Genomic DNA, 11,976 nt, shown 5'->3' with positions numbered 1-11,976 from the left:
TCCGGGTATTCGGTCGGTGTCGTCCGCGCCGCCGGCGGCTCAGACTCGCTGTACGGTCACCCGTTCGGTCTCCACCCGGCGTTTCTGTTGCGCGGGGTCGGGATTCGCCACCTGCACCAGGGAAGCGCCCGCCGCCAAAACCGCGATATAGCCGTCGATCAGTTCGGTCGGGGTCTCCCACGGGGTGCTGGACAGCACCCGGTCGCCTTCGCCGAACCCCCGGGTGAGGGCCGAGGTGCGGGCGGCCGTCAAAACCTCGGGCACCGACATCCCGTCCAGTGCCGCACCGGCGCCGCCGGGCAGGAACTGGTCGCCGTGTACGCGGACCGCGGTCGCGAAATCCGTGACCCCCACCGGTAGGTCGGATACCGGAGCGCCGAGCGCGTCCAACGACAGAGCCGCCACCTCGCCGGCGTCGGCGGTCTCGTCCAAACGGTCCACCGTGGCCAGGGCCAGGTCGGCGTCCGGATCGGGGTGCAGCACCACCTCGGTGCCGGCCCACCAGCAACCGAGCAGCACCGCCGCGGTCTGCCAATGGGCGGGCAGCAGAACCGCGACCCGGGCACCCGGGGTCAACCCGAACTCGTCGCGGATCAGATTGGCGGTTTTGGCCGCCCAATTGGCCAGGGTCAGCCCGGACAGCTCGACGCGCGCGCCGGTGGCATCGTCGTACCAAGTGATACGCGGGCCGGTGGGGTCGCGGGTCAGGATCGGGTCGAGCACGGCCTCGGTGAGGGTCAGTGCCTGGTCGAAGTCACGCATCGTCTCTCGGATTCGGTGGGTCCACGGTTGTCCGGCCCAATATGCCCGGCCGGAGGTGAGTCCGTCCACAGCTCGGGTCCGGTGGGGCGCCGCCGGCGGGCCGCCTAGTTCACGCATTTCGGCCCGTCCTGACCGGCATCGATCGGCGGGGCGGGGGGAACCGGGGTGGCCGAGGTTGTCGGATCGTCGAAGTCGAACAGGGTCTGTGCCTCCGATCGCGGCCCGGAGTAGTCGTCGGCGAGCACCACGCTCACCGTGCCGAACGGAACCGACGAATCGGCGAGTACCGGCAACCCACCCAGCGCCTCGGCGACCGACTCGGCCCGCGGGTCCTCCTCGGAAGCCGCCAGCACTCGGCTGCCGAGGACGGCTCCGCCGGGATAATTACCCACGTCCCCGGTCCGGTAACCCTGTTCGGCCAGGGTCTGCGAGACCTCACCGGCCAGCCCGGAGATACTGCCGGCGTTGTATACGTCCACGGTCACCGTTCGCGGTGCGACCTTGGTCGTGGTCTTCGGGACGGACGTCGGCTCCTCGCCCACCAACGAGGCGATATACGCCCGGACATCGTCGGGATCCACCCGGACCACCGATTCACCGTTCGGGCTCGTTCCGTTGAGGTCGGCGACCGGGATGGTTTCGAAGGTCACCTGTCCGGCGCTGAGATCCTGTAGCTGTTGGAGGAACGACAGCGCATCCCAGTCCTCGTCGAGGACCACGGTGCGCCCGACGGCGTCGCTGAGCTCCTGTAGTTTGCCCGGGTTGCTCAGGGTGCGGGCGCTGAGCACCTGTTGCACCAACTGGGCCATGAACACCTGTTGGCGCACGATGCGGTCCAGGTCGCCGCGTTCCAGATTGTGCCGTTGTCGCACGAAACTCAGCGCCCGTGGGCCGTCCAGTCGTTGCCGACCGGCCGGGAAAACCGCACCGGACAGCGGTTCGTCGACCGGCTGTCGCAGGCATACGTCCACACCGCCCACCGCATCGGTGAGCAGGACGAACCCGAGCAGGCTGACCTCGGCGTAATGGTCGACGGTGATACCGGTCAATCCCGCGATGGCCTTGATCAGCGCCTGTCGACCGCGCTGGGTGGATTCCTCCTCCGCCTCCTCTTCCGTGGCGCCCCGGTCGAGCAGCTGCTGATAGGTCCGCTGTTTGGTTGTGCCGTAGGCCGAGTTGATCTTCCCCTTGCCCAGACCGGGGATATCCACATAGGCATCGCGCGGAATCGAGATCGCGGTGGCCGAGCGGCCGTCGTTGGGCACCCGCATCAGCACGATGGTGTCGGTATTGGTACCGATCTCGTTCCCGGCGTGCAGTAGCTCGCGTTCGGCCTCGGTGAGGGGATTACCGTGCGCGTCGGTGCGAGAATCGACCCCCACCAGCAGGATGTCCACCGCGCCATCCCGAGAACCACCGAGACCCAGATCGGGGATCCGTTCGATACCCGCCACCAGATTATCGATGCCCCGCCAGGCGAAACCCGTACCCACGAGCACGATCAGGGCCAGCGATGCGATGACGACTCGCAGCGGACTCCACGGTGTCCGCTCCCCGCGCTGCGCCACCCGAATATCCTCTCCCGCATCCGGATCGCGCCGATCCGGTTACCAGTTGGCCATTCCTGTCCCGCATCCGCTTTGCCACGAAGGCTAACCAACGGCAACGTCGAACACGCCGAACTTCCGGTTCTACGGCGTGCCACACTGACTCGCGTGTGTGCCGCCGTAGTACCCGGAGCAGATATCGGTAATCGTCTCGTCGTGCTCGGGGCCGGCGGGCAGGTCGGTAGCGAGCTGTTGCGGCTGGCGCCGAACGCGCGCGGCTACTCGCACCGGGAACTCGACATCACCGACACCGTGGCTCTCACGGAGGTGCTGCGCCCCGCGGACGTGGTGCTCAACTGCGCCGCCTACACCGCCGTCGACCGCGCCGAATCCGAACCGGAGGCGGCCTTCGCCGGTAACGAGACCGGTCCGGCGCGACTCGCGTCCGCCTGTGCCGCGGTGGGTGCCCGGTTGATCCACCTGTCCACCGACTACGTATTCCCCGGCAGCGGCGAAACCCCGTACGAGACGACCGACCCGACCGGTCCGACCACCGTCTACGGCCGTTCCAAACTCGCCGGGGAACAGGCGGTGCGCGAACTGTGCCCCGATGCGGTGATCGTCCGCACCGCCTGGGTGTATCGCGGCCTAGGCACCGATTTCGTGGCGACCATGCTGCGTCTGGAGCGGGAACGTGAGACGGTGACCGTGGTCGACGACCAGATCGGTTCCCCCACCTATGCCGCCGATCTCGCGGCCGGTCTGCTCGAACTGGCCGCCCGGCCGGACGCGCCCCGGTTGTTGCACGCCACCAACAGCGGACAGGCAAGCTGGTTCGACCTGGCCCGGGCGGTGTTCGAGGGCATCGGCGCCGATCCGCGACGGGTGCGACCGTGCACCTCCGCGGAGTTTCCTCGCCCCGCACCGCGTCCCGCCTATTCGGTGTTGTCCACCCGATCGTGGCAGCAGGGCGGACTGACCCCGTTGCGCCCGTGGCGTCATGCGCTCGCGGCGGCATTGGCACGGCTGTCCGGAATGTAGCCGGCGCAATGCCCATCGGCGTACGACGTTGCGCCGCGTCCACTATGGTGGTCGGCTGTGAGCTCCACCGATCCCATGGACGCAACCGGTACCCGCCCCAGCCTGGCCGTGATCACGGTCACCTATTCCCCGGGTGAACACCTGGAGCACTTCATCAGCACACTTGCCACCGCGACCACGGAGAAACCGCAGGTCGTTCTGGCCGACAACGGGTCGGTCGACGGCGTCCCGGAAATGATCGCCGAGGCCAACTCCCATGTCCGGCTGCTGCGCACCGGCGGCAATATCGGTTACGGCGGGGCCATCAACCGGGCCGTCGCCGAATTGGATCCAGAGCTCGAGTTCGTGGTGATCGCCAATCCGGATATCCGCTGGGGCGCCGATTCCATCGATGAACTCCTCGCCGCCGCCCGGCGTTGGCCGCGGGCCGGGGCGCTCGGACCGCTGGTCCGGGAGCCGGACGGCAGCGTGTATCCGTCCGCGCGCTCGGTGCCCGGCCTGCTCGACGGCGCCGGCCACGCCATACTCGGCACCATCTGGAAGACGAACCCGTGGACTCGGCGCTACCGCCAGGAGAACGAAGAGATCTCCGAGCGCGCGGTGGGCTGGCTGTCCGGTTCCTGCCTGCTGGTGCGGCGGGATGCGTTCGATGCGATCGACGGCTTCGACTCGCGGTACTTCATGTACATGGAGGACGTGGACTTCGGTGACCGGATGGGTCGGGCCGGCTGGCACAACGTCTTCGTGCCGAGCGCCGAGGTCACCCACGCCAAGGGGCACGCGGCGAGTCGCAACCCGGAGAAGATGCTGCCCGCCCATCATGCCAGCGCCTACCGGTTCCAGGCCGACCGGCATCCGCACTGGTGGCAGGCGCCGCTGCGGTGGGCGCTTCGGCTCGGACTTGCGGTGCGCTGTCGAATTGCGGTTCGATCTGCGCTGCGCGCCCAGGCGCGGGAACAGGCCGCGTGACGTCGCGCGCGTAGCCGGCTGCCGAGCCGATACGCGGCCCGTGGCCGAACCGATGTAGTGAACGAGGAGCTCCATGGCAGGACAAGCAGGCACCGACGCCGTCATCCTGGTCGGCGGCCAGGGGACGCGGCTGCGGCCGCTCACCCTTTCGGCCCCCAAGCCGATGCTGCCCACCGCCGGGCTCCCGTTCCTGACCCATCTGCTGGCGCGGATCGCCGAGGCGGGGATCACCCATGTGGTGCTCGGTACGTCGTACAAGGCCGAGGTCTTCGAGGAGTATTTCGGTGACGGCGCCGACCTGGGGCTGGAGATCGAATACGTCACCGAGACCGAGCCGCTGGGCACCGGCGGCGGGATCCGCAACGTGCTGCCGAAACTGCGCTCCGACACCGTGCTGGTGTTCAACGGCGACGTTCTCGGTGGCACCGATCTGCGCGCCGTGCTGGCCACTCACGAGAGCACCCAGGCCGATGTCACCCTGCATCTGGTGCGGGTGAGCGATCCGCGGGCATTCGGCTGTGTGCCCACCGACGAGGAGGGACGGGTCACCGCCTTCCTGGAAAAGACCCAGGACCCACCCACCGATCAGATCAACGCCGGATGCTATGTCTTCCGACGCGAGTACATCGAAAAGATCCCGGCCGGCCGGCCGGTCTCGGTGGAGCGCGAGGTCTTCCCCGCCCTGTTGACCGAGGGCGCCCGGGTCCAGGGGCATGTCGACACCTCGTACTGGCGGGATATGGGTACCCCGGAGGATTTCGTCCGGGGCTCCGCCGACCTGGTGCGCGGTATCGCCCCTTCACCGGCACTGCCCGGTCAGCGCGGGGAATCGCTGGTGCATCAGGGCGCAGGTGTGGCGCCCGGCGCGCTGTTGATCGGCGGCACGGTGGTGGGCCGCGGCGCCGAGGTCGGCGCCGGCGCACGGCTGGACGGGGCGGTCCTCTTCGATGGCGCCCGGGTGGAGGCCGGAGCCACCGTGGAACGCTCGATCATCGGGTTCGGGGCTCGAATCGGCCCCCGGGCCCTGGTTCGAGACGCCGTGATCGGTGACGGGGCCAGTGTCGGCGCCCGCTGCGAGTTGCTGCGCGGCGCCCGGGTCTGGCCGGGTGTCGAGCTTCCCGACGGCGGAATTCGTTTCTCCACCGACGTCTGAGACGCGGCCCGCCACCCCCGCGGGGAGAAAACGCGCCGAAACGTGGCGGATATCACGCGGACGGTCATGATTCTCCATGGGCGTCGTGGCCGGGTCCACCTCGTCCGGCAGTGCGGCACGATTCGGAGGAGAGCACCGTCATGACGGATTCGACGCGGACACGGCGCGATCGCACCCACTGGCTGTATGCGGCGGTTGTCGTCGCCGTCGTGGCCGGGGTGCTGGTCGGTTGGTTGGCCCCGGCCGCGGGCCGGGCGCTGGCTCCACTGGGCGCCATATTCGTGGATCTGATCAAGATGATGATCGCGCCGGTGATCTTCTGCACGATCGTCTCGGGTATCGGCTCGGTCCGCGCGGCCGCGACCGTGGGCAAGGTCGGGGGATTGGCCGTCGGCTATTTCCTGACGATGTCGACGGTCGCTCTCGGCATCGGTCTGCTGGTCGGCAATCTGCTCGACCCCGGGACGGGAATGGATATCGCCGATACGGCGGGACAGGGCGCCAGGTACGCGGACGAGGCGCACAGCGCCGGGGGCGCCTGGGACGTCGTCCACGGCATCATTCCGACGACCCTGGTGTCCGCTCTCACCGGCGGTAGTGTGTTGCAGGCGTTGTTCGTGGCATTGCTGGTCGGCTTCGCGGTGCAGGGGATGGGGTCGGCCGGTGAGCCGATCCTGCGCGGTGTGGTGCTGCTGCAGAAACTGGTCTTCCGGATTCTGGTGATGATCCTGTGGCTGGCCCCGGTGGGCGCGTTCGGCGCCATCGCCAATGTGGTCGGTCGGACCGGCCTGGATGCCGTGGTGCAGTTGGCGACGCTGATGATCGCGTTCTATCTGACCTGCCTGTTGTTCGTCTTCGGTGTGCTCGGCGTGCTACTGCGCCTGGTGGCCCGGGTATCGATCTTCAGGCTGTGCCGTTACCTGGCGCGGGAGTACCTGTTGATCGTGGCCACATCCTCCTCGGAGTCGGCACTGCCGCGGTTGATCGCGAAAATGGAGCATCTGGGGGTCGAGCGCACCACGGTCGGTGTGGTCGTGCCGACCGGTTACTCCTTCAACCTGGACGGCACCGCCATCTACCTGACCTTGGCCTCGATTTTCATCGCCGACGCCATGAATCGACCGCTCTCCCTGGCCGAACAGGCCGGTTTGCTGCTGTTCATGGTCGTGGCGTCCAAGGGCGCGGCGGGGGTGACGGGCGCGGGGTTGGCGACCCTGGCCGGCGGTTTGCAGAGTCATCGGCCGGAACTGCTCGACGGTGTCGGCCTGATCGTCGGGATCGACCGATTCATGTCCGAGGCCCGCGCGCTGACCAATTTCTCGGGCAATGCGGTGGCGGCCGTGCTCATCGGCACCTGGACCGGAACGTTGGACCGGCATCGGGCCCGCGAGGTGCTGGCCCGCAGGCTGCCGTTCGACGAACGGACCATGATCGACGACCACGAACCGCGACCCGCTGCCGACCGGGTGGGGCCCGAAGATCGCGACCGGATCGATTCCGCCGTATGAGCGGCGACCGGCGCCACGGTTTTCTCCTACCACGGTAGGTTCGTGGCTCCACCCTGGGCAGGTTTTCCCGAACCGGGCGGGGTCGTACCGTGGTGGTGACGTGCGAATGTGACGGGTGTGACACAACGGAGTGGTGAGATATGAAGCCGCAGTACCTGTTTCGCTGGATCAATTATCACGGCATCGTTCGGGTGCTGCTCAACGCCCGGATCCGCCGAGGTGATCCGTTCGCCCGCCTCATCGCCGGCTCCGAGGGGGTGGCCGACCCGTATCCATTGATCGAGCGGCTGCGCGGTGAGGGTGGGATACATCGAATGACTCCCACCTGGGTGACCCTCGATCACGCGTTGTGTCGGGAAATACTGCGCGACAACCGGTTCGGGGTGGGAATGCCGGCGACCTTCCGGGTTCCGGAGCGGCTGCGGCGGCTCGGCCGTCGATTCCCGATTCCGCCGAACCCGGTCGACCCGCCCTCGATGTTGATGATCGATCCACCCGAGCACACCCGGCTGCGCAAACCGGTCGCCTCGGCCTTCACCCCCCGGGCCATCGGCAGGCTGCGGGATCGGGTCGTCACGGTCACCGACGAACTGCTCGCCGCGCTGCCCGAGGACGGTCGTGCGGACCTGGTCGCGGATTTCGCGGCCCAGGTGCCGATTGCCATCATCTCCGAGATGCTCGGGCTCCCCGACCGGGATCGGCAGATGTTTTTGAACTGGGGCGACGACATCAGCCCGCTGCTGGATTTCGGGATCCCCTGGCACACCCATCAGCGGGCCATGCGTTCCTCGGAACAGGTGAACGGTTATCTGCTCGACCATATCGAGCGATTGCGCGTCGAACCCGGCGACGACATTCTCAGCAGGCTGGTCACCGCCGGTAATCTGACCACCGAGGAACTGCTCGCCAGTGCCACCCTCCTGATGGGTGCGGGTTTCGAAACGACCGTCAACCTCATCGGCAAGGGCATTGTCGCCCTGCTCAACCACCCCGACCAGTTGGAGCGGCTACGCGCCGAACCCGAGCGGTGGCCGAATGCCGTGGAGGAGATACTTCGGTTCGACCCCCCGGTGCAGGCCACCGGCCGAATCGCCCTGACCGATGTGGAAGTCGCCGGTGTGCGGTTGCGCAAGGGCTCGACGATCGTCCTGTCGCTGGCGGGTGCCAATCGCGACCCCGCGGTTTTTCGCGACCCCGACCGCTTCGATATCGGCCGGGAGAATGCGAAGGATCACCTGGCCTTCGGCAGCGGAATCCACGTCTGTCTGGGGGCGAGTCTGGCGCGGATGGAAGGTCTGCACGCCCTGCGCGCCCTGTTCGAACGGTTCCCCGAGCTGCGACTGGTCGAACCGCCACGGCGGCGTCGGTCCTACATCCTGCACGGTTACCAGCACATGCCGGCCGAGCCGGGTCGACGCGTGCCGGTCGCGATCAGCTCGTAGGCGCGGGTTCCCGATACAGGTCCGGTTCCAGGTAGATGATCCGGGCGGCGGGCACTGCGGCCCGGATCCGGCTCTCCGCTTCGTCGATGGCCGAGGCGATGGTTGCGATATCGAGGTCGGGCGCCACCCCGACCTTGGCCGCGACGAGTAGTTCCTCCGGCCCGAGGTACTGGGTTTTGAGGTGGATGACGCGGTCGATCCGGTTACCGTCCACCAGGTTCGTGCGGATCGTCTCGTCCTCCTCGGGAGTCGCGCCCTCACCGATGAGCAGACTCTGCATCTCGACGATCAATACGATGGCGATCACCCCGAGCAGGATGCCGATGGCCAGGGTGCCCATACCGTCCCAGATCGCGTTACCGGTGATCGTGGTCAACCCCACCCCGATCAGGGCCAGAACCAGACCGATCAGCGCACCGGTGTCCTCCAGCAGCACCACCGGCAGCTCCGGGTTACGCGAGTTGCGAATGAACCGCCACCAGCTCGCCCGGCCCTTGAGCGGCCGCGACTCTCCGAGCGCGGTGACGAAGCTGAAGGTTTCCAGGCCGACGGCGATGACCAGAATGACGACGGCCACGATCGGCGAGGACAGATCCTCCGGATGCCGGATCTTGTGGATGCCCTCGTACACCGCGTACACCGACCCCAGGGTGAACAGCACCAGCGCCACCACGAACGAGTAGAAATACCGGCTGCGGCCGTATCCGAACGGGTGTAGCGCGGTGGCCTCCCGCTCGGCGCGGTTCTGCCCCAACAGCAGGAGTCCCTGATTGGCGGTATCGGCCACCGAGTGCACGCCCTCGGCCAGCATGGACGCCGAGCCGGTGATCGCCGCGCCCACGAACTTCGCCGCGGCGATCCCCGCATTCGCCGACAATGCGGCGAGGATCGCCTTCTTACCTCCACCAGCCGACATCCGGCCCACCTTCCTCTACCCGATGTGCTCCCGCTGTACGCGGTACTCGGAAAGTCCTGTGCCCGGCCGAACCGGGCCGGCCCCGAGACAGACTATTCGAGCCTCGCCGAATACGCCGCCGTCCGGCCGTGCGGTCAAGCATCGCCTCCTACGCAGGCGCAGAAGAGTTGAGCCGGCCCGTCCACCGATTGTGCTCGAATATCGGTATCGGCAGCCGAGATCCAGGCTGCGGCTCCCCGTTCGAGCACCAGCTCCGATCCGTCGTGTCGCAGCCGCGCCGTTCCGGATGAGCAGAGCACGATACCCGGACCGGCCTCGGTGAGCGGCACCTGGCCCGAACCCTCGACCAGATCGAAGCGCCGCAGCGCGAATTCCGGTGCGGATGTGCGGTAACGTACCGACCCGTCGCCCGCGGGTTCGGGCAGTACCAACGGCAGATCGATCGGTTCGAAATCGAGTACCCGCAACAGTTCCGGCACATCGACATGTTTGGGGGTGAGTCCGCCGCGCAACACATTGTCGGAATTGGCCATGATCTCCACGGCCAGCCCACGCAGATAGGCGTGCAGATTTCCGGCCGCCAGGAACAGGCCCTGCCCCGGTTGCAGGGTGAGCCGGTTCAGCAGCAGCGCTGCCAACACCCCGGCGTCCCCCGGATAGACCTCGGCCAGTTCCAGTGTGGTGCGCGCCTCGGCGGCGAAGGTGCGATCGGGCCCGGACAGGTAGCGCACACATCCGTCCAACACGCAGGGCAGCAGGGTGGACAACACATTCTGCGGCAGGGTGATCCAGGTTGTGAACAGGGTCCGCAGCCCATTCGAATCGGGTTGGGCGGCCAACAGATCCGCATACGAGGCGAGCTCGGGCACCGCCAATGCGCGCAGTAGTTCGACGGTGCGTTGCGGGTTTCGGAAACCGGCCAGCGCTTCGAAACGGTCCAGTGCCACCACCAGTTCCGGTTTGTGGTTCTCGTCGCGATAGTTGCGCAGCGGCGAATCCAGCGGCACCCCGGCCCGGTTCTCCCGTTCGAAACCGGCTCGCGCCTGTTCCGGACTCGGATGCGCCTGCAACGACAGCGGTTCCTCGGCGGCGAGAAGTTTCAGCAGGAAGGGTAGTCGACCGTCGAACTCCGTTGCGGCCCGGCCGAGTTCGCGGTCGGGGTCGGCCGATACCACATCGAGCAGCGAGCGGGTGCCGTTGTCGGTGCGAATATGCGCGGGATCGGCCGGGTGGGCCCCGAACCATAGTTCCGCTTCGGGATGGGCCGACGGCACGGGGCGGCCACACAGTTCGGCCAGCGCGGTGCGCGAGCCCCAGGCATATGAGCGCAGCGCACCAACGAGCTCGTGCACTAGTAGCGTCCCCCGTCGTAGCCGTTCGTCTCGCCCGTGGTCGCCTGTCCGCCGATCAGCCGCAGGTAGGCGGCCGCCATTTCCACGCGCAATGCCAGCACCGCGAGTCGCTCCAACTCGCTCCCGGGTCGTCCGTTCGCCGGGGCCGCCGCGGGGTCCCGCTCGGATGTCGGAGCTCCCGGCGGTGGCAGCTGCGGAGGCAGGCCGGCCGGATCGACCTCGGCCAGGTCGGCGGTGACGAGGTCGGCGTCCACCACACCGGCCCCGGCGCCGCCGAAGACAGCGAGTTTGCGGCGGGCGGTGATCTCGTCCGTATCGGCGCTGAACAGGAATACCCGCATCCGATTCACCGGGGGCGGCCCATCGAGCTCTTCATCGTGGAAGAGCGGGTCGTAGTCGGGTGTGCTCGCCGCCGCGGAACGGAACCGAGGCAATGCGGTCACGGCGACGGTCAGGTCCACCGCGGTCGCGATACGTCCCGCCGATTGCAGTAATACCTCGGCGGCATGGGTGGCCAGTTCGGTCGTGGCGTCGGTGTCGCCGGCCAACACCAGTTCCCGCTCCTGCATCCGGGCGGCCAAGGTTTTGGCCGGATTGTGAAAGACCTCGTATCGAGGTCCGTCGCGCAACGCCTCGGCGTCCAGGACATCGGCCAAGGCGTCCAGTTCGGGCAGTAGGGCGCCGCTGCGGTTCGGGTCGATGGCATGCAGGACCGCAATTCCCACGGCGAGGAAACGCAGCATCCGGTTGTGCTCCATCACCGGCACCCGCGGTTCCAGCAGCGCCGCCCGACCGGCGGCCGCCGCGCGCAGGGGTCCCTCCGCCGGCGCCGCCACCACGACCTCGGCGCCGCGACGTTGGGCCCGGTCGATGGCGTCGATGAGCCGTGGATCGCCCGCGTCGTCGCCCGCCACCAGGACCACATCCAAGGGTCCTGCCCACGGCGGGATGGCGGTGACCGGAACCAGGGGCAACCCGGCGCGGTCACCCAGCGCGGCCATCAGCAGGGCCGCGGCACGTCGGGCGCGGCCCGCGCCGGAGACCATGAGCAGGCTACGTGGTCGCAGTCCGGTCAGGCGGTCCAGCGCCTCCTCCGCGACGGTTGCGGCGGTGGCCCGTACCTGAGCGCCGCCGGACGCGGCCGAGCGTAGGGCACCTCCGCTGTCCGCGGCCTCCAGCGATGCGGCATCGTCCAGATCGAGCACCGGTGTCCCAGCGATCATCGGGCGTCCCACCTCCCCTCATCGCGCTGTTTTCGGTCTCGTCCCGCCGCCGCCCGGAGTATC

The 11,976-nt window shown here is 68.0% G+C and carries 10 protein-coding genes; 5 read left to right on the top strand and 5 right to left on the bottom strand.

Annotated elements, in window-relative coordinates; translation table 11 throughout:
* Nucleotides 1-39: 39 nt before the first annotated feature.
* Complete coding sequence (locus tag ON32_RS16390; protein WP_040791954.1) at nucleotides 40-762, bottom strand: TIGR03089 family protein; 723 nt, start codon at nucleotides 760-762, stop codon at nucleotides 40-42.
* 104 nt (nucleotides 763-866) lie between these two features.
* Nucleotides 867-2,330 (bottom strand): LCP family protein, encoded by a 1,464-nt coding sequence (locus ON32_RS16385; RefSeq protein ID WP_245551092.1) that lies wholly within the window; start codon nucleotides 2,328-2,330, stop codon nucleotides 867-869.
* A 147-nt stretch (nucleotides 2,331-2,477) separates the two neighbouring features.
* Here ON32_RS16385 and rfbD point away from each other — a divergent pair, with 147 nt between their 5' ends.
* The 5 genes from rfbD (at nucleotide 2,478) to ON32_RS16360 (ending at nucleotide 8,422) form a co-directional block, all read left to right on the top strand.
* Nucleotides 2,478-3,350 (top strand): dTDP-4-dehydrorhamnose reductase, encoded by an 873-nt coding sequence (gene rfbD / locus ON32_RS16380; RefSeq protein ID WP_245551090.1) that lies wholly within the window; start codon nucleotides 2,478-2,480, stop codon nucleotides 3,348-3,350.
* A gap of 75 nt (nucleotides 3,351-3,425) precedes the next feature.
* Nucleotides 3,426-4,319, top strand: a complete 894-nt coding sequence (locus ON32_RS16375) for a glycosyltransferase family 2 protein (RefSeq protein ID WP_040791790.1) — start codon at nucleotides 3,426-3,428, stop codon at nucleotides 4,317-4,319.
* Nucleotides 4,320-4,392: 73 nt separating this feature from the next.
* Nucleotides 4,393-5,472 (top strand): mannose-1-phosphate guanylyltransferase, encoded by a 1,080-nt coding sequence (gene manB, locus ON32_RS16370; protein WP_040791789.1) that lies wholly within the window; start codon nucleotides 4,393-4,395, stop codon nucleotides 5,470-5,472.
* Nucleotides 5,473-5,612: 140 nt separating this feature from the next.
* A complete protein-coding gene (locus ON32_RS16365; RefSeq protein WP_040791951.1) occupies nucleotides 5,613-6,980 on the top strand; it encodes a cation:dicarboxylate symporter family transporter in 1,368 nt (455 codons plus the stop codon).
* A gap of 140 nt (nucleotides 6,981-7,120) precedes the next feature.
* Nucleotides 7,121-8,422: a cytochrome P450 gene (locus tag ON32_RS16360; protein WP_040791788.1), complete on the top strand. Its 1,302-nt coding sequence runs from the start codon at nucleotides 7,121-7,123 to the stop codon at nucleotides 8,420-8,422.
* Here ON32_RS16360 and ON32_RS16355 read toward each other — a convergent pair.
* The 3 genes from ON32_RS16355 to ON32_RS16345 form a co-directional block, all read right to left on the bottom strand.
* A complete protein-coding gene (locus ON32_RS16355; protein WP_040791787.1) occupies nucleotides 8,412-9,338 on the bottom strand; it encodes a cation diffusion facilitator family transporter in 927 nt (308 codons plus the stop codon). The two genes, ON32_RS16360 and ON32_RS16355, sit on opposite strands and share 11 nt — an antisense overlap.
* A 134-nt stretch (nucleotides 9,339-9,472) precedes the next feature.
* Nucleotides 9,473-10,690: a mannose-6-phosphate isomerase, class I gene (manA, locus tag ON32_RS16350; RefSeq protein ID WP_040791786.1), complete on the bottom strand. Its 1,218-nt coding sequence runs from the start codon at nucleotides 10,688-10,690 to the stop codon at nucleotides 9,473-9,475.
* Nucleotides 10,690-11,913: a hypothetical protein gene (locus tag ON32_RS16345; RefSeq protein WP_040791785.1), complete on the bottom strand. Its 1,224-nt coding sequence runs from the start codon at nucleotides 11,911-11,913 to the stop codon at nucleotides 10,690-10,692. Before ON32_RS16345 ends, manA begins: the two co-directional genes overlap by 1 nt.
* Between the last annotated feature and the right edge of the window lie 63 nt (nucleotides 11,914-11,976).

Origin of the sequence: Nocardia paucivorans NBRC 100373 (assembly GCF_000308675.1) — a bacterium.
GTDB classification, from domain to species: Bacteria; Actinomycetota; Actinomycetes; order Mycobacteriales; family Mycobacteriaceae; genus Nocardia; species Nocardia paucivorans.
The sequence above is the reverse complement of the archived record's forward strand: the minus strand, read 5'-3'. Positions and strand labels throughout refer to the sequence as shown.

What these genes read in the sequence shown, in the direction of transcription:
- ON32_RS16390 (WP_040791954.1), bottom strand. Translation starts at nt 762, where the DNA reads ATGCGTGACTTCGACCAGGCACTGACCCTCACCGAGGCCGTGCTCGAC.
- ON32_RS16375 (WP_040791790.1), top strand. Translation starts at nt 3,426, where the DNA reads ATGGACGCAACCGGTACCCGCCCCAGCCTGGCCGTGATCACGGTCACC.
- manB (WP_040791789.1), top strand. Translation starts at nt 4,393, where the DNA reads ATGGCAGGACAAGCAGGCACCGACGCCGTCATCCTGGTCGGCGGCCAG.
- ON32_RS16365 (WP_040791951.1), top strand. Translation starts at nt 5,613, where the DNA reads ATGACGGATTCGACGCGGACACGGCGCGATCGCACCCACTGGCTGTAT.
- ON32_RS16360 (WP_040791788.1), top strand. Translation starts at nt 7,121, where the DNA reads ATGAAGCCGCAGTACCTGTTTCGCTGGATCAATTATCACGGCATCGTT.
- ON32_RS16355 (WP_040791787.1), bottom strand. Translation starts at nt 9,338, where the DNA reads ATGTCGGCTGGTGGAGGTAAGAAGGCGATCCTCGCCGCATTGTCGGCG.
- ON32_RS16345 (WP_040791785.1), bottom strand. Translation starts at nt 11,913, where the DNA reads ATGATCGCTGGGACACCGGTGCTCGATCTGGACGATGCCGCATCGCTG.